General features: G+C 41.0%; 15 protein-coding genes. 12 read left to right on the plus strand and 3 right to left on the minus strand.

From position 1 onward, the window contains the following. The first annotated feature begins 24 nt into the window (after positions 1–24). The 3 genes from ACM0OW_RS08075 (at position 25) to rodA (ending at position 3,153) form a co-directional block, all read left to right on the plus strand. On the plus strand, positions 25–549 hold the full coding sequence (locus ACM0OW_RS08075; protein WP_414549521.1) for an SRPBCC family protein: 525 nt from the start codon (positions 25–27) through the stop codon (positions 547–549). Positions 550–679: 130 nt separating this feature from the next. Further along, positions 680–1,750 carry an Mrp/NBP35 family ATP-binding protein gene (locus tag ACM0OW_RS08080; RefSeq protein WP_414549522.1) on the plus strand — a complete coding sequence of 357 codons (1,071 nt, stop codon included), beginning with the start codon at positions 680–682 and terminating at the stop codon, positions 1,748–1,750. 89 nt (positions 1,751–1,839) lie between these two features. Continuing rightward, positions 1,840–3,153: a rod shape-determining protein RodA gene (gene rodA, locus ACM0OW_RS08085; protein ID WP_414549523.1), complete on the plus strand. Its 1,314-nt coding sequence runs from the start codon at positions 1,840–1,842 to the stop codon at positions 3,151–3,153. A 53-nt stretch (positions 3,154–3,206) separates the two neighbouring features. On the opposite strand, the gene ACM0OW_RS08090 is transcribed toward rodA, so the two are convergent. Beyond that, the gene (locus ACM0OW_RS08090; protein WP_414549755.1) at positions 3,207–4,250 is read right to left on the minus strand and encodes a mechanosensitive ion channel family protein; all 1,044 of its coding nucleotides are present in this window, start codon (positions 4,248–4,250) and stop codon (positions 3,207–3,209) included. Positions 4,251–4,364: 114 nt separating this feature from the next. Between ACM0OW_RS08090 and ACM0OW_RS08095 the strand changes: the two genes are divergently transcribed. From ACM0OW_RS08095 to ACM0OW_RS08115, 5 genes are all read left to right on the plus strand, one after another. Beyond that, entirely contained in the window at positions 4,365–5,282 is a 918-nt protein-coding gene (locus ACM0OW_RS08095) for a histone deacetylase (RefSeq protein WP_414549524.1), read from the plus strand. A gap of 302 nt (positions 5,283–5,584) precedes the next feature. Further along, a complete protein-coding gene (locus tag ACM0OW_RS08100) occupies positions 5,585–9,811 on the plus strand; it encodes a DEAD/DEAH box helicase (RefSeq protein WP_414549525.1) in 4,227 nt (1,408 codons plus the stop codon). Then, a complete protein-coding gene (locus ACM0OW_RS08105; protein WP_414549526.1) occupies positions 9,789–11,570 on the plus strand; it encodes a hypothetical protein in 1,782 nt (593 codons plus the stop codon). Before ACM0OW_RS08100 ends, ACM0OW_RS08105 begins: the two co-directional genes overlap by 23 nt. A gap of 171 nt (positions 11,571–11,741) precedes the next feature. After that, a complete protein-coding gene (gene gshA, locus ACM0OW_RS08110; RefSeq protein WP_414549527.1) occupies positions 11,742–12,881 on the plus strand; it encodes a glutamate--cysteine ligase in 1,140 nt (379 codons plus the stop codon). Positions 12,882–13,255: 374 nt separating this feature from the next. Further along, positions 13,256–13,723, plus strand: coding sequence for a tRNA (cytidine(34)-2'-O)-methyltransferase (locus tag ACM0OW_RS08115; RefSeq protein WP_414549528.1), 468 nt, complete (start codon positions 13,256–13,258; stop codon positions 13,721–13,723). 364 nt (positions 13,724–14,087) lie between these two features. Here the strand turns inward: ACM0OW_RS08115 and ACM0OW_RS08120 are convergent, their stop codons facing one another. Beyond that, on the minus strand, positions 14,088–14,270 hold the full coding sequence (locus tag ACM0OW_RS08120) for a hypothetical protein (protein ID WP_414549529.1): 183 nt from the start codon (positions 14,268–14,270) through the stop codon (positions 14,088–14,090). A gap of 238 nt (positions 14,271–14,508) precedes the next feature. On the opposite strand from ACM0OW_RS08120, the gene ACM0OW_RS08125 reads away from it, so the two are divergent. Continuing rightward, positions 14,509–17,187 carry a peptidoglycan DD-metalloendopeptidase family protein gene (locus tag ACM0OW_RS08125; protein WP_414549530.1) on the plus strand — a complete coding sequence of 893 codons (2,679 nt, stop codon included), beginning with the start codon at positions 14,509–14,511 and terminating at the stop codon, positions 17,185–17,187. A 278-nt stretch (positions 17,188–17,465) separates the two neighbouring features. Here the strand turns inward: ACM0OW_RS08125 and ACM0OW_RS08130 are convergent, their stop codons facing one another. Further along, positions 17,466–17,882, minus strand: a complete 417-nt coding sequence (locus ACM0OW_RS08130) for a DUF2358 domain-containing protein (RefSeq protein ID WP_414549531.1) — start codon at positions 17,880–17,882, stop codon at positions 17,466–17,468. A gap of 232 nt (positions 17,883–18,114) precedes the next feature. On the opposite strand from ACM0OW_RS08130, the gene ACM0OW_RS08135 reads away from it, so the two are divergent. The 3 genes from ACM0OW_RS08135 to ACM0OW_RS08145 all read left to right on the plus strand — a co-directional run bounded on the left by ACM0OW_RS08135 (position 18,115) and on the right by ACM0OW_RS08145 (position 21,093). Beyond that, entirely contained in the window at positions 18,115–18,978 is an 864-nt protein-coding gene (locus ACM0OW_RS08135) for an alpha/beta fold hydrolase (RefSeq protein WP_414549532.1), read from the plus strand. A gap of 311 nt (positions 18,979–19,289) precedes the next feature. Then, positions 19,290–19,748 (plus strand): pentapeptide repeat-containing protein, encoded by a 459-nt coding sequence (locus ACM0OW_RS08140; protein WP_414549533.1) that lies wholly within the window; start codon positions 19,290–19,292, stop codon positions 19,746–19,748. A gap of 907 nt (positions 19,749–20,655) precedes the next feature. Next, positions 20,656–21,093 carry a CAAD domain-containing protein gene (locus ACM0OW_RS08145; protein WP_414549534.1) on the plus strand — a complete coding sequence of 146 codons (438 nt, stop codon included), beginning with the start codon at positions 20,656–20,658 and terminating at the stop codon, positions 21,091–21,093. Positions 21,094–21,120: the final 27 nt, after the last annotated feature.

The raw sequence follows: 21,120 nt of genomic DNA on the forward strand, positions 1-21,120 counted from the left end.
TGCATAGCCAGGAGGATTAGGCAGATGCGAAATTGGTTATCCAAATTCATCCACCGCAAACATCGTCGGTTTTGCGCTTCTTTAGTCAGGACTTATCGAGAAATTAGTTCTGCTTCTGTTGATGAAATGTGGCTGAAGGTAGTTGACTTAACAGATGTTTCCTGGCATCCATTACTTAAAAGTACCAACGTTCCCTACGGATTAGTACCCAAACCCGGATTGATTTACCAAGCTGTAACACGCTTTTCGCCCATTCCCATCAGGATTTTTGTCGAGCGTGTCAAACCTAACGAAATGTTAAGTATCCGAGTCATGGCAATTCCAGGAATAGAAGAACGGGTGACGTACCGAGTCGAGTCAACAGTGTGCGGCACTTGCTTATCTTATTCAGTCACCCTCCGGGGTTGGTTATCGCCCCTAATTTGGTCATTATCCCGTCCGTATGCAGACCGTGTGGCACGTTCCCTAGTAGAATCCGTAGAAAACACCGCATTGCAAACAGTGTCAGGAAAGAAGAAAGCACTTAACAATGGTTGTTTTGATTTTTAAGGTTTTCCCTGCCCCCTGCTTCTTTCTTCTTTCTTCTTCCTCATCTCCAGGTTCCAAAGAAAGTTAAGATCATGGTAGATGATAATAAAATTTTCTTAAATTTTGTTACGGCAGTAACAGTGGAAACAGTATGTACGATGTTCTCGATTCCGGCTCTGTCTTAGATGTTTTGCGACCAGTAGAAGACCCAGAACTCCGCAAGAGTTTGGTGGAACTGAATATGATTCGCAATGTCAAAATTGACGCTGGCAAGGTTAGCTTCACTTTGGTATTGACTACACCCGCCTGTCCCCTACGGGAATTTATTGTAGAAGATTGTAAAAAAGCTGTTAACAAGCTCCCTGGCGTTACAGAGGTAAATGTAGATGTAACGGCGGAAACACCCCAACAAAAAAGTTTGCCTGACCGGACTGGGATTACTGGGGTGAAAAATATTTTCGCTGTCTCCAGTGGTAAAGGTGGTGTTGGTAAAAGCACAGTAGCGGTGAATGTGGCTGTGGCTTTAGCCCAAACAGGGGCGAAAGTGGGTTTACTTGATGCCGATATTTACGGCCCCAACGACCCGACTATGTTGGGGTTAGCTGATGCGGAAATTGTGGTGCGTTCCACAGATAAAGGTGATATTCTTGAACCTGCTTTTAATCACGGTGTCAAATTAGTCTCAATGGGCTTTTTAATTGACCGAGATCAGCCAGTGGTTTGGCGGGGGCCAATGCTCAATGGTGTAATTCGGCAGTTTCTCTATCAAGTGGAATGGGGAGAACTGGATTATTTAATTGTGGATATGCCACCGGGAACCGGCGATGCTCAATTAACTTTAACCCAATCAGTACCAATGTCAGGGGCAGTAATTGTGACTACACCGCAAAATGTAGCGCTGTTAGATTCACGTAAAGGTTTGCGGATGTTCCAGCAGATGAATGTCCCGGTTTTAGGAATAGTAGAAAATATGAGCTATTTTATTCCCCCGGATATGCCAGATAAGCAGTATGACATCTTCGGTTCTGGTGGTGGTTCCAAGACCGCAGAAGAGTTGGGAGTGCCTCTATTGGGGTGTATTCCTTTAGAGATTTCTACCAGAGTTGGCGGTGATAGCGGTGTGCCAATTGTTGCTGCTGATCCTGATTCTGCTTCAGCCAAAGCATTAAAAGCGATCGCACTCAATATCGCAGGTAAAATATCAGTTGCAGCTCTGACATAATCAATTTTTAGTTTCCGTCTGATTCCTGGGTGATAACCTGGGAATACAGATTAATGGGAGTCAATAAATTTAACGTCTAAAATTGCACAATGTTATTAAAACGTTCGCGCCCCAAAGCTACTTGGAAGTATTGGTTTAAGCCCTGGCAACAAATAGATTGGCTACTATTGTTTCTGACAATTGGTCTCAGTTTGTTTGGTGGACTGATGATTATGAGTACGGAACTAACGCAACCAGTGTCTGACTGGTGGGCGCACTGGCTGGTGGCTGGGATTGGTGTTTTGATAGCGTTGTTTTTAGCTCGTACCCAGTATGAAAATCTGATTCAATGGCATTGGGTAACATACGCTCTCACAAACATCAGCCTGATAGGTGTGATGATTATTGGCACTACCGCGAATGGGGCGCAGCGATGGATTACTATTGGTGGTTTCAACGTGCAGCCTTCGGAATTTGCCAAAATCGGGATAATTATTACCTTAGCGGCTATTTTACACAAGCGTACAGCTTCTACTCTCGAAAGTGTATTTCGCGCTTTAGGAATAACGGCTATTCCTTGGGCATTAATCTTTTTGCAGCCAGATTTGGCAACATCCTTGGTATTTGGTGCAGTCGTCTTAGGAATGTTGTATTGGGCAAATGCTAATCCTGGCTGGCTGATACTGATGATTTCGCCAATCATTTCTGCCATTCTTTTTAGTATCAGTTGGCCTTTGTCAGCGCCGATAGTTTCATTTCATGAAATATCTTTCGGACTTTTAGGATTAATTTGGGTAGTCGCTATGGGCATTTTGGGTTGGCAAACTCTCCCCTGGCGTAGATTTGCCCTCAGTGGTATTGGTGCATCAGCGCTCAACTTTTTAGGTGGTGAATTAGGAGTTTTTGCCTGGAACCATATATTAAGGGATTATCAAAAAGACCGCCTGACTGTATTTCTCAAACCTGGATACGACATTTTAGGAGTTGGATATCACCAACACCAATCTCGCATTGCTATAGGTGCTGGTGAAGTTTGGGGATGGGGTTTGTTTAAAGGCCCCATGACGCAATTAAATTTCGTACCCGAACAACATACAGATTTTATTTTCTCCGCAGTGGGTGAAGAATTTGGTTTTGTTGGTTGTTTAGTAGTGTTATTTGTCTTTTGTTTGATTTGCTTTCGCCTATTACGTATAGCTCAAACTGCCAAAGATAACTTTGGTTCATTGTTAGCTATTGGTGTTTTATCAATGATTGTGTTTCAGCTAATTATTAACGTGGGTATGACTGTTGGTTTAGCACCTGTAGCGGGAATTCCCTTACCTTGGATGAGTTACGGTCGTTCAGCCATGCTAACCAATTTCATTGGTTTAGGCTTAGTAGAATCGGTAGCAAATTTTCGACAACGACAAAAGTATTATTGATTCAGATATTCAGATCCCCGACTTCTTCAAGAAGTCGGGGATCTAGTTAACTTTTAATTTAAATCAAGCTTGGAACTTTCGGCTCCATTATTCTGCACATAAACATCTCTGATAGGAAAGGGAATTTGGATACCTTCTTGTTGATAGCGTTTATGTAACTTCTTAATAAATAAATGTCTCGCCATGCGCTGGTCAAAATATTCATTTACCCGCATATATAATTTAAAATCTATACTAGAATCATTAAAAGTATGGAATCTAATATTAGGTTCAAATTCCATCAATTCTGGGGCAATTTCTTGCATGACATCTTTGGCGACTTCTACAGTCACTCTTTCAACTTGTTCTAAATCACTATCGTAACCGACACCCACATCCATTGTTAAAGTAATGGCTTTGGCTGGGAGGTGATAGTTAGTAAAAATCGCCGATGCTAGCCGAGAATTAGGTACAATGATTATATTGTTTTTAAGTTCTTTAATAGTTGTATTTCGCCAAGTGATATCTGTAACGTAGCCTTCAGATCCATCATCTAATTTGACATAATCGCCTGTTCTGACTTGCTGAGAAATAATTAAATAAAATCCAGAAAATAGATTTGTCAGTGTATCTTGAAGCGCTAAACCAACGGCTAAACCACCAACTCCTAAAGTTGTGACGATGGGTGTAACTTCCACACCTACAGTTTGCAAGAGGATGAGGGTTCCTAAAATTAAAACACCAATCTTCGCTAGGTTAGAAATTAATGATGCGGGTACTCCTTCTGTTCTCTGGATGAATAAATTTACAAAACCAGCAGTCAATCTAGCCAAGACTAACGTGACTGTGTAGAGAAATATAATGGTAATTATTTTTTGCAGGAGAGTTTTAAGGTCATCATTGATATCTAGAGAAGAATAAACAATTGCACCGGAAAAACCTGCTAGCAAAAACCACAGAAAGGTCATGTGGTGTAAGGATTGAAAGATTATTTCACCACCTGGTATATCTTTTTCAACAACAAATTTTTTCAGTTTTCTGAAGATAACTTTTTCACCAATTACCCCAGATAGCAAGCCAATTAGAATAAATGCTATTGGTACAATCCATTGCTGTATCATTAACTTTAAATTTGAGATTTTAACTGCAAGATTTAAGGCATTGGTCTGAGTGATGCCATCATTGATAAATTAAGTATATTTTGTTTCCGACTATGGTTGACAATAAATATTATGGAATTACCAATTATTTACCATCCAGATTATATTGCACCACTGCCGCCGGGGCATCGTTTCCCGATGTCCAAGTTCGGACAACTCTATGAATTGCTTTTAGCTGAGGGTGTGGCGCAAATAGAACAATTTCATACACCGCAGCGCCCACCCCCGGAGTTAATGGAGTTGGTGCATACTTCAGAGTATATTCAAGCTTACTGTGAGGGAACTTTAGAACCTAAAGTACAGCGTCGAATTGGTTTACCTTGGAGTCCAGAACTGGTAAATCGTACCTGTGTAGCGGTTGGTGGTACAATACTGACGGCTCAGATGGCTCTAAGTCACGGGTTAGCTTGTAATACGGCGGGTGGTACTCATCATGCTTTTCCTAGTTATGGTTCTGGTTTTTGTATTTTCAATGATTTAGCGATCGCTTGTCGAGTTTTACAAAAATTGGGGCTTGTACAGAAGGTTCTGATTGTGGATTTGGATGTGCATCAAGGGGATGGTACGGCTTTCATTTTTCAAGGGGATGAAAGTGTGTTTACTTTTTCTATGCACTGTGAGGTGAATTTTCCGGGTACTAAACAAGTTAGTGATTTGGATGTTCCTCTGATGGTGGGTATGGAAGATGATGCTTATTTGCAAACTTTGGCGAACTATTTACCAGATTTGTTAGCGGATGTCCAGCCTGATTTAGTATTATACGATGCCGGGGTAGATCCTCACATAGGCGATCGCTTGGGAAAGTTGGCTTTGAGTGATACGGGGATTTTTCGCCGGGAAATGCAGGTTTTAAGTACCTGTGTGGCTGCTGGTTATCCTGTGGCTTGTGTGATTGGTGGGGGGTACGCTGATGATATGAAGTCTCTGGTTTGGCGACACTCTTTGCTGCATCGGGCGGCTAGTCAGGTTTATCATCAGTATAGGTTATGAGTTGGGTAAAATATGGATTTAGTTTCACGCAAAGGCGCAAAGGCGCAAAGGAAGAGGGAAGAAGAGATTTCGGCGCGGTTTTATGCTGTGCTTCTTTACCTCAATACATAAAGTTGATTAGGAACTTCCAAATAAAAAATACGAAATCACTTAACGCAAAAAACCTTTCAAACTCTCATAACTCTGTGTCCTCTGTGTCTCTGCGGTATGCGCTTCGCGCAAGCTACGCTAACGTTTACTTAGATAATTTATTTTTTGGAAGTTGATTATCTCACCCTATATCAGTAATTTTAAGAGTATTTATGCCCACTTTTTCTAACAATCGTAATTTCCAAGACTGGAGCTATAAATGTGTTGGAGCAGTGGCTAAGGATGAGATAATAGATTTATTGGGTGATCATGTTTGTCTGTTTTATGTGCGTCGTCAAGGTGCGGGTAAACATCAAAATGAGGAAATTTGGCAGTTAACAATTGCTACGGATAGAGATGATTTTCCTTTACCTGTCAAGCTGGAAACGCAAGGTAAGACTTTAGGGTTAATTGCTGCTATTCAAGATGATGGGCGTGGTGGGTTAAAGGTTTTATCTACTCGTTTATTACAAGTTTCACGCGGACACGCTGATGGTTATTCTGTTCCTTTTTCTTTGCGTCTCTTACCTCATGATCAGCATCGTTTAGGTATTCCGAAGGCTGCATTGGCACGGGTGGAAAAGATGCCAGTCTGTGGTGATCATATCCCGACGGAGGAACAATTGCAAGCTTGGAAGGCTTTTTTGCAAGTTGAGGAAAATATCGCTAAGGCGCGTCAGTTTTGTGTGGCTTTTGTGGGTAATGATTATGGCAATAATCCCAGACAAATTATTTTTGAGGTAGATGTTAATTCGGCTACTCTCGATGGTTCTGAACAAAATTATTTAAATGTCTCTAGTTTCTGGGAACGGGTAAAACGTTCAAAGAATCAAGAAGTGAAGCTTTCGGATACTGTTCCTACAGGAAAACTCACTTATAAAATTCCTAAGTTCGGTTCTATTGAAAAAGTTGATCCGAAAAATTGTTTAATTAAAGTGAAGGTAGAACGCGAATTAGCTGAATATATCGCTACACAACGTTATCAGCCTCCTGTGAAGGGATTTTTATTTTTTGATGCTGCTGGTGATATTCAACAAGTTCGCCGGAAGAAGGAAGCTTTAGAACAATTAAAGCACGGAAATACTCAAAATCCTTATTTGGGTAACTTTTTATTCGACGCTTCCCAAGCTAGACGGATGAAGAAAACTGTGGAACTGAAAGCGGATGATTTGTTATTATCTTCTGCTAATGCTGGACAAAAAGCCGCAGTGGAAAAGGTGTTAGCGTCTGAGGATTTAATTCTGATTCAAGGACCGCCGGGAACTGGTAAAACTACTGTAATTGCGGAGATTTGTTATCAAATAGCTTTGCGGGGTGGGCGGACTCTCATCGCTTCTCAAGCTAATTTAGCTGTGGATAATGCTTTGAGTCGGTTAGTTCACAACCCAGTTATTCGGGCTGTTCGCAAAGGACGCGCTGAGAGAGTCGGGGAAGAAGGACAGCCATTTTTAGAAGACCAAGTTATTGAGACATGGTTGGAAAATACGGCGACTGACTGTAAAAGTAGTTTGGCTAAACGTCTGGAAAATGTGAAAGGTTTGGGTGAATTATGGGCAGCATTACCAGAATTTACAGATTATTTTAACTTAGAAGCAGAGCTAAATCAGCAACAAAATCAATTAAATCAGGATAAGGAAACTTTAGCCGCAGACTGTAAAATTCAAGCAGAAATTTATCACGAAGGTTTAACTCGGAAAAATCAGGTAGAATCAATTCAGTTAGGTTTAGATTATCTCTTGGAAAATGCACCGCATATTAATTGGGAAGCGCCAGAAGTCACAAATTGTCTACCCTATCTTCAACCATATACAGAAAATAATATTGTCGTCCAAGAATTTTTAACCCATGTTCGGGAAGCTATCCATTATACTGATGAACTGGGTTTAGTTCGTCCTACTTATGGTGCTTTTGGGTTGGCTGTTTGGTTGCGTGAAGGTGTAGCTGATAAAATTGCTGATTTTAAACTAGCCTTCGGTTACGCCCAAGATGCTATTTTAGTCATGTCGGAAGTTGTAGAAGCGGTTTCGGCTATTCCCCAAAATTCTCAAAATCTGAATTCACCAGAAATCGATGAACAGGAATTTATCGCCAAACGGCAAATTTTACAACAAACAATTCAAGGTTGGCAAAATCGTCAACGGGAAATTGATTATGTAATTGCAGCTATTAAGGAATGGAAGTCTACTGCACCTGTGGTATTATATCAAATAGTTAAAGAATGCGAGCTATCGGGACAAGCATTAACTGAAGATTTGCTACAATTGCCATTGGGTTTGTTGATGTTTGCTAATCAATTGAAATTAACTATAGTCCCCAAAAAATATCAAATACATTTACCAGACTGGAAAGCTTTAGACAAGGCTTTGATGTATGAGACAGAAGGCGGATTTGTTGATAGAATCGGTAAACAATATCATTTCAGTTACTTTTTAGAGCAAAATTTTAGTCAAATTCCTATCGTGCTATCAGCGAGCGATCGCACTCAATGGCGTAAAATCTATGAAGAGTTCAAAAATTATCAACTCCTCAACCCAAATCAGCGCCAATTACTGGTGGAAAATACTCAGTTGTTTTTGCTGAGAATGCAAACAGTATATGGTAAAGCTTGGGAGTTAAATAATCTCGACGCTACTCTCAAACAAGTGAGTGAAGACTTACTTTCAAACATCCTCACAAATGCGCGTGAATGTATCAGACGAGTTAAGACTGAAACTGACAAGCAGCTTGAGTCTTTCCAGCAGCAATTAATTGAACTGGAAAGACAAAGAACTACTCAAGCACAAATATCTGCTACGTCTTCTCAAATTGAAGTAGCAAATATCAAGCTAGCACAGATTATCGAGATTTTGCAACTACTCAACCAGCAACAAAATGTCCCGGATAAATTACGGGCTTTAGTTACAGAATATCTGACAACCCAATCAAAAATTTGGGCACATTCTTCAGAATTTGCAACTCAGGTCAAGGCTGGGGTATCTCATCTCAGCAATTTGGAAGCTTTAATTTCCTCAATTGCACCTTTCCCAGTCTTAGAGAATATCAAAAATTCGTTAAATGAGCAAATCACAATTATAAAACAAGAAAATACGCTGGCTCAAAAACAACTGCATAAAATCCAAGCCCAAATCAAGAAATTAGATAACCAACCACAGATACAGCCAACTGAAGATTTAATTTTATCAAGAAATTGGTGGGAAAATTTCTGGGAAACCATACCTGATAAATTTCAGCCAGCAGATATCCATCCAGATTTATTTAACCTGGAATTTTTACTCAGGGTAAAAAACCAGTTTGATGCTTGGCGAAATCAACTCACGGAAGAGGAAACTTATCTCAGCCGATACCAAGATTTTACCAAAGATTGGATTGCAAAAGTTAAAAATCCCTCAGAGCGCGATCGCAACGATTTAAGACGTATTTATTTAGATAATGCTAACGTCGTTGGTATCACTTGTGTACAAGCTGCAAATTACAACTTTTCCCAAGAATTCAAAGCTTTTGATGTCGTCATCATCGATGAAGTTAGTAAGTGTACTCCACCAGAGTTACTCATCCCCGCTTTAAAAGGCAAAAAATTAGTCTTAGTCGGCGACCATCGACAATTACCACCGATGCTTGATACTAGCACAATTGAAGAAGTGGCGCAATCACTGGGAAGTACAAAATCAGAACTGCAATTTTTAGAAGAATCATTATTTAAAATTCAGTTTGAAGCTGCGGATAAAAGCGTCAAACAAATGCTGAATACACAATATAGAATGCACCCCTTTATTATGGGGGCGATTAATCAGTTCTATCAAGGTAAACTAGAATGTGGACTTTTGGAACCTGACACCCAACGCGCCCATAATTTAACAGGGGAAATTATCCAGAAAAATCATCACCTTGTTTGGGTAAAAATTCCCAGAGAAGTGGAATTTCAAGAAGAACGGGAAAATACTTCTTATTTTAATCCTCGTGAAATTGATGTCATTGAAAACCTCTGTCAGCAATTCGAGCATACTTGGGCTGCTAAAATTGCTAAAGGTGAACCAAAAAAAGAGATTGCAGTAATTACATTCTATGGCGCACAATTGAAAAGAATCGATGAACGTTTACAACCGGAACTTTTTCCTTCCTTGGAAATTCGCACGGGTACTGTTGATAGATTTCAGGGAATGGAACGCGCTGTGGTAATAGTAAGTATGGTGCGGAATAATCATCAAGGTGATGTCGGTTTTGCCAAGAAACCAGAACGGGTGAATGTGGCGTTTTCTCGCGCCCAAGAATTACTCGTAATTGTGGGTTGTCACGATTTATTTACCCGCCAAGGGGGAAAAGTTGGAGGTATGTATTTAGAGATTTCTCATACTGTAGATAGTCAAGGAGGTTTCGTTGATGTTTCTCGCTGTTGCGGCTAAACCTATTGACGACAAACTCAGAAATTTAGTAGAGGAAATTACCGCCCAAAATCCTGACTTATCAGTTTTAGCCGCTAGGGAATTTCGTTATAGTTTGCATCAAACTCCTGTAGAGTTATCTATTAAGGAACCGCGCGAATTTAACGTTCTCGAAGAATTTATTATCCGGGCTGGAATTGAATTTACACCTCCACCCACAGAAGATGAATTAGCATCTATATTAGGACTTGATTCTATATTTGTTCGCAGTACAACTGCAAATTTGCAAGCGTTACAAACTTTATCCGCAACATCGCCAATTACAGTTACAGATGAAGGACGTGATTTTTACGCCCAAGGTTCTGTACCACAACTTCCCTATCCTATCCAAATATATGCTGTTTCCGATGCTTTAGATGGAAAGCTGACATTTCATGCTGAACCATTAAATGATGCTCCTTTAAATCTACCTGATTTAGCCGAATTTATCAAGATTGCTCGCAAGATTAATGATATATCTGCTTTATCAATTGAGAAGATACAGAAATGTATTCAGTTGTCAGGTTTAGATTTTCATGTCCCCGAAATCGGGAAAATTGTCACTAGCTGTAAGGTTATCGCCCCAGCGCAAATAATTTGGAAAAATATCTCTTTGTTTGTAATTGGTGATGCTGGGGAAGATAAATTAAGTATCCAAATCAGAAATGGGAAGCAAATTTTAGCCTCTGCATCCAAACGCATGGAAGTGCTGCAAGGTAAGGGTAAAATCCCTTGGCAAGCTTTATGCAAATTGTCCCATGAATACATTGATTTGGAGCGTGAAGCTACTCTGAAATATAAAAATCCTGAAATAGAATCTAGGCTGGAAAAACTTAGCCAAGGAGCTTTAAAGTTACGCGATACTGAAATTATTCCCGATTTTGAAGAGGCTTTAAAATCTGCAAAACGTCAAGTTATCATCTACTGTCCTTGGTTGAGTCAGGCTATTTTCAATAAAGAATTTTTGACGCTGTTGCAAAAGTTAGCTAATAGTGATGTATGGATTTTAATTGGATACGGAATTTCACCAGAAAATACCGAAGTAGAAAAAAAACTTCGTGCTATCAAAACGCCTCACGGTTTACCCTCAATACAATTTTTTGAGTTAGGAAAATCCCATGTTAAAGAAGTTATTATTGACCAAGAAATTCATTTTTATGGATTGTTTGATGGGGTAAACTGTGGTGGTGAATATTTACCAAATGGTGAGTCTGTTTATCAGGTTACTATTCCCCAACAAGTAGCCGAAGCATATCAATTTCTGGCTCATGGTTGCCAAAATCATGCCGAAACCCAATGGAATATTGCTTTGGAAAAACGCGATTTCCAATTAGCTGCTGAAGCTTTGTGCGTTTGGGGGGCGTTGAATATGCAAAATGGCGCACTTCAGAAAATAGAAGAAAGTAATTGGTTAGAACTTCTCCCAGTGTGGTTGAATATCGTATTTCACGATTTAATGTCACACAAAATTATAGATGATTCCATAAATTTCACAGATGCTCTTTCTCTGCTGAGTCGGCTTTCTGGGGAAGAAGCTTTTATTGATGAGTTACAACAAGGATGGCGAAAAGTTATTCAGGCGATCGCATCTGTTCAACCTGAATTTGCTTTAAGCTTACTTAATGATCAAGTTTGGGCGCATTTTATCCGTCTTAAGATTGCTCAAGAGCATGATTCGCGCGATAAGTTTATTTTACCACAAAGTAAACCGCCAAGGAAGAGGAGGGGAAATATGGATTAGTTTCACGCAAAGGCGCAAAGGCGCAAAGGAAGAATTAAGCTCTGTGTTCTCTGTGCCTCTGTGGTTCGTTAATTCTTAAATAATTATGAATTTTAAGTTAATTTAAATGTAGATGCAGAAATTCGTCTAATTCGATACAATTTTTAGATTAGGAGAGGCGAGGAGAACAAAGTGGTCCTATTAAAAGGCTTCGAGATTGAGATGTATACTGGTACGCCTCAAGGTGAAATAGTCGGTCTCTCTGACAAAATTGTGGCTTCTTTGGATGGGTTTGTGCGGGAACCGGATAGCCGCAATGTGGAATACATCACAGATCCATTGCATAAATACGAAAACTTATTGTGTGCTTTGTTACGTCCCCGGCGACAGTTACGCAGCTACCTCCAGGGTTTGGGGAATTACACTCTGATTCCTGGTAGTACTTTGTCTTTGGGTGGCAGCGATCGCTTTTTTCGCTCTAACCCCGATAACCCTTATCATGACTATATTGAACATACCTACGGGACGCAGGTAGTTACTGCCAGCGTTCATATTAATATCGGTATCAGTGACCCAGAAGTATTAATGCGGGCTTGTCGGTTGATTCGTTTAGAAGCCCCTTTATTTCTGGCTTTGAGTGCTTCATCTCCTTTCCTGGATGGCAAAGCTACCAATTATCATTCCAGCCGTTGGGCTGTGTTTCCCCAAACTCCCGCCCATGTACCTTTATTTACTAGCCACGCCCATCATATTCAATGGGTAGAAGCACAAATAGCGGCGGGAACTATGCAAAATGTCCGCCATTTATGGACTTCAGTCAGACCAAATGGCGATCGCCGTCCTCATGACCTGAATCGCCTGGAATTACGCATTTGTGACTTGGTTTCCGATCCTATTGCTTTACTGGCAATTTCAGCCTTTCTAGAAGCCCGTTTGTTGCAGTTAATCGAAAACCCTGACCTCGATCCTTTAACTCAAAGCACTTTCTCTCCTGAAGAACTACTTGCTATCACCGCCCAGAATGAAACAGCCGCAGCTACTGCTAGTCTTGATGCTCAATTGACCCATTGGCAAGATGGTAGAACTATCCTGGCTAGAGATTGGATTTCTGAACTATATGAAGATGTTTGGGCGATCGCTAAACAACATGGTTTTAGCTGTTTCCTTTCGCCTTTGCAGAAAATTATTCGCGAAGGTAATGAAGCCCAACAGTGGTTACAACTCCATTCAGTCGGTTTTGATTCCCAGCGTGTGATCACTCAGGCGATAGTGGCGACTGAAGAACGGGAAGTTGAACTAGAAAACAAATTGTGTTCTCCTGTGGTGGTTTAAAATTCCTGTCTTCATCCTTAAGATAGATTTTGTGAGAGAAACCCAAAAAATCTTTTCTCTCCCAAAAATTCTTGGTGTTTCATTTCCTTCATAAAATTTTACAATCTAGCCGCAGTCATATTGGTGAGGACTATGCTGATACTTCAAAGCTTTGAACCAGAAGCCAGGAAAGAAGCATACTTAGCACTCAGCCCTCTCCCCTCTCAGCACTCTCACGGAGCAAGTTTTAGGAGAATTTATCTTTTGTTTAAAAAAATTAATCTTTAGGTGTTATTTGATATTTATTAGTAAAACCTATCAATGAACTCTATCATTAGATAGACACGATACACAATTTAGTATAGATTTACACGAATAAAGTAATTTTACGGACAATGCCCCAGGTCGTTTTAGTTTATCCGCAAATACCCCCAAATACAGGCAATATTGCGCGTACTTGTGCCGCTACGGGTACAGAATTACATTTAGTAGCACCGTTGGGATTTGAAATCAGCGATCGCTACCTCAAAAGAGCCGGTTTAGATTACTGGCCTTATGTTAAGCTGCATCATCACGAATCCCTAGAAGCTTTTCAAGCCACACATCAAGAACGTGGTGGAAGATGCTTAGGTTTCACTGTTAGAGGGAATTTTAATTACGCCGACTTTCAATTTCAAGCCAATGATTGGTTGCTTTTTGGTAGTGAAACTACAGGCTTACCATCCACAATTCTCTCAGATTGTGATGCTACACTTTATATCCCGATGGCAGAACCTCATGTTCGCAGCTTGAATCTTTCAGTAAGTGTCGCCGTCAGTTTGTTTGAAGCCCGTCGTCAATTGGGTTATTTACTGTCATCATAGCTTTTTTACGTAAATATACTTGATTTTCTGCAATGTCAATCCTAGAGTGTAATTTATTTCCGAAAAAATACACTCTGGGTAATCGAAAACTATAGTTATATCTTATACAAAAAGTTTCATTTACTTATTTTTAGTTATAAATACTCACCACAACCAGAAGACTGATATAAGAAATTTGTATATTAAATTTGAGCCTATACCGAATTTGCATGATAAATTTTGATGAACTCAAGTCAGCGTAACGAGGAGAATAAAAATCTTCAAACCTTTAATCGTCATATATTTGAGCTATTTTTGTTTAATAAGTAATTTCCAGGAGGACAAAAGTAGTTAGAAGTTTGTACGGTTGATTTTTAGGGATGAATCAACGTAAAGTCTCGTGTTGAGAAGGCGGATCGAGTAGAAAAACCTTGAAGATATCTACAACAGAGGGCAAAACTTTTCCTGAAGTCAGAGTTACCAGATGGTTAACAGCCACAATCGGCTTGGTGAATATATAATAATTATTCTTCAGTCCTAGTAAGCGTTGCACCACAGGTAAAGACAACAGTCAAAAGCAAAAGTTCTATGGTGTGTAGGAGTGAAGTGGACAAGTAAGCACAGCAATTTTTAACTTTTGCGTTCCATGTGTGAACTTGTCTAAATCAGAGAAGCAAGTTAATCTTGCGTAAGTATCTCTGGTGAAAGTGATCTTGATCTATCATTCGATGTGATCTAAATCATTGACTAGTATCCGACTGAAAAATCGAGATCAGTTAAGCGCTAGTGATCATAGGAGGTCGTCTTTGAAACGAGCATTGAAAAAAAGAGAAAAGGCTGTGCTGAAAAATACCCCCAGCAGTGATGATGCCCTAGTGGAACACCTAGAACACCTAAACATTGTAGTAAATCCCAAGGTTAACCGCCGGGTGCGGACAAAAGCCGCCATGATTGGCTTGGCTATCTCAATGGGAGCAACCAGCCTTTTGGTGACTCGACAAAGCGATCAAGCCCAAGCAGCAGCTCCTGTTGGTAGCCAAAAGGCCGCCTCAACAATTCCGGCTGCTTCTGACACTACAGTGAAATTTGCTCCCACAACGCTGAAGACACAAACAGTCTTACCAGCAAGCGTGCCAGAAAATCCTGTCATCGTGGAACCAACAGCAATTTCGCAGTTACCGGGGCTTGAAGCTAAATGGCAAGTTGCGGCTAGTGGAATGTCTGTGCAAGTTCCTGTTCTGACATCAGAATCTAACCAAATAGCAGCTAACAAAAGTTCCTTCAATTTACAACCCCCATTATCACAGGGATTGTCAACAGGAATCGAGGCAAATGAGACAGTACAAGAACTGTCCAATGCTGATAGCGTTACTAACGAAACTGACGAACAAACTGCATACCTCACAAGTGAGCCACAACCACAGGCAGCAGAAAACACAGATGCCAGTGGTGAGGTTAATGCTCAACTAAAGGCGCAGCAAGAATTTGCTCTCAATCGCTTACAAGCAAAATCGAATCGTTTAAGAAACAGTCTGGCGGAGTCGCGGTCTGAGGAGACCCAAACTTTATCAAAAAATGACATAGCTTTAACACAGCCGAAAACCCCTGAAAAAGCGTTAGAAATCAGCGCCAATCAAGCGGCAGTAGAAAAGCCATCAACTTTCAACAGTGACAACACAGAAAGTTTAGTATCGAGGTTAAAAGAAACAACACCAGCCAGTGAGTCGAACCAGCAAGCCGTAACAATACCCGTACCAGCTACACGGCAAGTTGTGGCTTTATCTGGTAATACAGGCTATGAAGTTAAACCTGGAGACACACTAGCAGCGATCGCAAGTAGATACAATATTTCAGTTGCCGAACTAGTTAGGGCTAATAGTCTTAACAACCCGGATCAACTCAAAATTAGCCAAAGATTGGTTATTCCTGTTAATCAGGTTAACCTCTCTAGAGCTATTCAAATCCCAGTGGTAGTTAATTCCAATAGCGTGTATCCCAGTACTACGCCTCAGCTAACCAACTACCCTGTAAATAATGCTAGTATCCAGCCCAATCGACCTGTTGTCATATCACAGGCCAATCAGCCGATACAAGCCAATACTGTTGTACCCACAGAGAAAGAACCTACTAGTCTTAATGCTCAAGGACTAGGTGGTGATACACCAGTACCAACAATCTTTGCCGAAATGCAGCAGGCTCAAAAATCGGCTGGGCAAGCAGCAGGCACAAAAGATAATCAAGGTTTGCGTGTCTTACGTGGGGATATCCAAAGATTACGGGAGAAACACAGCAACCAGCAATCTGGGAATGCCATCACAACAGCCGCTACTGAACCTGAGAAAGCTGCCGTGCCGATTCAAGTTGCTCAAACCAGCAGCCTACAAACGGAAATCCAGAGATTACAGGAAAAATACCGCAGCCAACAGTCTGGAAATGCCACCAGTCAAGTTGTGATTGAACGAGAGCAAACTTCTGTTCCGGCTCTTTTCGCTCAAACAAATAGCAATAGCCCAGAAGCGGAAATCCAAAGATTACGCGAGCAATACCGCCAGCAACAGTCTGGGAACGCAATCAGGCCAGTTGTTATTCAACCAGAGCCAGCTGCTGTACCGACTACCGTTGCTCAAACAAGCAGCCCAGAAGAGGAAATTCAGAGATTACGCGAGCAATATCGCCAGCAACAGTCTGGGAATGTCACAAGCCCAGCCACTACTGAACGAGAAAAAGCTCCCATAGCAATTCCTGTTGTTAAACCGAATAATGCCACAGCTTCTCAAGCTGCTTCGGGACAAAAAACTGCCTCTATTCCCATTCATGTTCCCAGCTTGAGTTTACCTGGCTATGGTCAATCGGCTAATTCCCAAACCCGTACTCGTCGTGCCAACGAGCCAATCAATCCAGAGTTTTCCTCTAGTCTCAATGGCTCTAACAAGACAATAGCAGCATCTCCCAGAGGGGCTGATATCTCTGATACTCTAGGAAACTTGCGAGGAAGCAGTGTTACTCCACAATTAAGGCCACAGTTACCGCCTTTGGCAGCAGTGGAACAATACTTGCCCAGACCAATTGATGCAACTACACCTCCCCCTTCAACCGCTTCAACAACCTATATGTGGCCAGCAAAAGGTGTACTTACCTCTGGTTATGGTAGACGCTGGGGAAGAATGCACAGGGGTATTGACATTGCTAACGCCACTGGCACGCCAATTTATGCAGCTGCTGACGGTGTAGTTGCAAAGTCTGGCTGGAACAGAGGTGGTTTTGGCATCTTGGTGGAGATTCGCCATTCCGATGGCACTATGACTCGCTATGCTCACAATAGCCGGACTTTGGTGCGAGCAGGTCAACAAGTGACCCAAGGGCAACAAATTGCTGAAATGGGTAGCACTGGTTTCAGCACAGGGCCACACACTCACTTTGAAATCCACCCAGCAGGTAAGGGAGCAATCGATCCTATCGCCCTCTTACCAAAGGAACGTCTGTAATTCCTGCTCTACATTGAACTAAATAATTATTTTATTGATTGAGGGAGCCAAACTCCCTCTTTTGCTTTCTATACTCAGCACTCGGTGTCCGGGCGGGTTTACTAAGGATTTCGACGAACCACAGACTAACTGCTTAAACCCGCCCCCACCCAATACTTTTCGGTTAAGGAGTGTATAGACGTTCCATGTAACGTTTCTACAAAGGTTTTCGGCTCACGCTCACGAATTTGCTTAACCGAGCAGTATTGCGCCCCTACCCACTCAGCACTCAGCACTCTTTACCTTTGCCAAAACTGTTTTAAAATTTCCCCTGGCTGACGATCCCAAGTATCGATATGCTCGTAGATTAAAGTGTGTTGGTTAAGTTTATACGTCGAATAGCCATTGAAAAATAGTTTGGCTTTCCAGGGAACACGCAAAACTCCGCGAACTGTCCACTTGGCTAAAATAGTATCCTTTGCTGGCTGTGATACTTCATGCAAGTCAAAATAAATTTGCGTAAAAAATAGCCGCGCGTGAAATCGTAACGTCCAAAATATAATCCGATAGTTGAATTTCCATTTAAATTTATTTACAGGATCTTGAAAGTAGATATCCTGAGTATAAATATCATAAGAAATATCTTTCTCAAATAGTGTTGGTAAATCCTCTTGAAGCGTTTTGATTACTTGTTCAATCTGCAATTGAGATTCCACGCGTCTTGTCCTTGATAGCAAAGTGTTGAGTGCTGAGTGCATGGCTGCGCTTAGAGCGATAGCGGGGCGTTGAGCAGTGTAAAAACCCAGCTGCTTTAAGACTGTTTTAACCGCCTGGGCAGTTGCTATACAAAAATTTTCTCACACAAACTGTCCCTTAACAGATACTTTGAGTAGACAAATGATACATAATTTCTAAGGTAGAAACGTTCTGCTTGGAAAATACAACATTATGTCTGTAATACAGAATTCGTGGAAACATGAATATATAATCACCAATGGCGTGAAACTGCACTACGTCACCCAAGGATCAGGGCCATTAATGTTGATGTTACATGGATTTCCTGAGTTTTGGTATTCTTGGCGACATCAAATCCCAGAATTTGCCCAAGATTTCCAAGTTGTCGCCCTTGATTTACGTGGCTACAACGATAGCGATAAACCCAAAGACCAATCAGCTTATGTGATGGATGAATTGGTCAAAGACGTGGAAGGGGTAATTCAAGGATTAGGATATGACAAGTGTATCTTAGTTGGACATGATTGGGGTGGTGCGATCGCTTGGTCTTTTGCCTATGCTCACCCCGAAATGGTAGAGCGATTAATTATCCTCAACCTACCTCACCCTGCTAAATTTGCCCAAGGCTTACGCACTTATCAGCAGTTATTACGCAGCTGGTATATATTCTTATTTCAGTTACCTTGGCTACCTGAATTACTTCTACAGTTGTCAGACTATGAAGCAATTGAAAAAGCTATTCAAGGCACAGCAGTGAATAAAAGCGCTTTCACCCCAGCAGATATTGATGCTTATAAAAATGCTGCTGCAAAACGTGGTGCGACTACCGCCATGATCAACTATTATCGTAATATTTTTGCCAGCATATTCACCCAGAAAAATTGGGGCATTTTGGCTGTACCCACACTGATGATTTGGGGCGAAAACGATACAGCACTAGGAAAAGAACTCACCTACGACACTGCCGCCTATGTCAATGACTTTCAAATTAAGTATATTCCCCATTGTGGTCATTGGGTACAGCAAGAAAAGCCTGATTTAGTTAATCGGTATATGCGTGAATTTTTGGTGATTTAAGCTACTAATTTTTTTGAAGGCAGTGTCATCTTGTATTAGTCAAAACCCAAGCAAAATCTAATGTGTAACTATGCAAAGTGGCACAAGTTCTTCAAAATATTTAACATTAATTTAATGGGACAATTTCTGCCAATTTTACTGGTTGATAATAGCCCAAAACCATAGTCAATAATAGTTCCCACATCACCAGAGCATTGGTAGCAGATCACAATTGGCTTGTGTGTTCCAACCACAACTTTTAGCAATTTAGTGAGATAATACAATCGTGAGGAAAAGAACAGATGTAGTTTAATGACGAAGGGGAAAACAATATGAAACTCCAGCTATTTGCGGCTCTAGCCTTAGCGACTCCCCTAATTTTTAGTAGCATAGTTAAAGCTGGCAATTCCCAGGACTTACAAAGGCTAAATTTGACTAGAGAGTGTATCCAGTGCGATTTATCAGGAGTTAACCTCCGAGGCGCTCATTTAATTGGTGCTGACTTACGAGGAGCAAATCTCTCTGGAGCTAACCTCGAAGGAGTCAATCTCGAAGGCGCAGACTTAACTAATGCGAATTTGAAAGGTGCAAACTTAACTTCAGCTATGCTGACTAACGTTAATTTCAAAGCAGCCAATCTCAATGGAGCAAATTTGACTGGCGCTAAAATTTACGACTCTAATGTATATGGAGCATCAATGGATCACATGATCATTACTGATGCGGAAATTTATCACACTGGTATCGGTATTGGTGGAGATGAAGCAAATATGTTCCCAGACTGGGACTAACACCGCCAGGCGGAAGTTAAAAATCAAAAGTCAAAAGTCAAAATCTACCGTTAGTCTTAGGGTGTTTTCAGTGGTAGCTTGACTTCGGTCGTGTTGTACTTGTAGCAAAATGCCTAGTGTTGGGTAGAAACCCCTTTGCTACAAGGACTTCAAGCTATCTACACTGTCTTAACCGCCAAGGTGGTTGCACTTAATTCAAGTGTAGAAAAATGTTACTTGGGCTGAGTATAGGGATAAAAGCAATTGCTATGAGCAAGCATTATCCCTAAATCTGCTTGGGAAAAATATTTGACTTTAAGGAAATAGCTGCTTGACTTAATCTAGAAAAATTCAGATATAGCCTGGTAATCATATCACAAAACATTTATATCGTCTAGTGTCATTGCATACATAAAAACTTTTATTACAGATTAATATTAATTATCAATGAGTTAATTGACGAAGACGGCTTAAGATAGCTTTAATATCAGATAAAATCGGCTTTTAAGCTTGTATAAATGTGAGGTAGTCTGATTTTGGCCTTATTTGTGCTTGAATGAGTACGACTGTCAGAACCCCGTTGTTAAGATAGGTGGCTATGCGCGGAGTGCAGGCTACGCCAATGTGGCTCACCTTAAGATAGCTGACCTGACACAGTAATGCGTCTGTGTAGATTCACAAAATCCCGCACTCAGAAAGCTGATTTTCAAATATCTGGACGCTTTCTGACTTCTCTCCTCATACTGTCGTCTACCTTGTAGTTGATGCAGTAGAGCTGATGAGGCAATTATGGTTATAGGATACTAAAACCTTTTGTGGATCAAACACAAGTTGTACTTATGCCCTCGTGCATTGCCTAATCAACAGCCTTTTGCTGGTAATTGTCACCGATTAGATAAACTCAACTGTTAAATTTATAGGAGTGAAAATGCAAGAACCGGAATTCACAGAAACCAAATCTCAAGAGGCCACCGTGCCAGATATCAACAACCAAACAGGAACCATTACCAAGCTCCAGCCTCCTGTGCAGTCTCAAGAGCAATGGCAACAATACGGCGAACAAATTTCTGGTTTTTTAGCAACACTGCCTGAATACCTGGGAAGCTTTTTTAACCAATATAAGCAGCCCCTAGTTAGTGTCGGTTTAATTGTGGCCGCAATTGTTTCGGTGAAGGTACTCTTGGCAGTATTAGACTCTTTGAATGATGTTCCTTTAGTCGCACCGACTTTTGAATTGATTGGTATTGGCTACTCGGCTTGGTTTGTTTACCGCTATTTGCTCAAAGCCTCGACCCGCAAAGAGCTAACTAGTGAAATCACTACGCTGAAATCGCAAGTTGTCGGTAAAAATAATCCAGAAGCTTAATATCTTCTTTGTCGCTATCCTTTGCTG

Origin of the sequence: Anabaena sp. CCY 0017, from assembly GCF_963920885.1 — a bacterium.
Taxonomy (GTDB): Bacteria; Cyanobacteriota; Cyanobacteriia; order Cyanobacteriales; family Nostocaceae; genus Nodularia.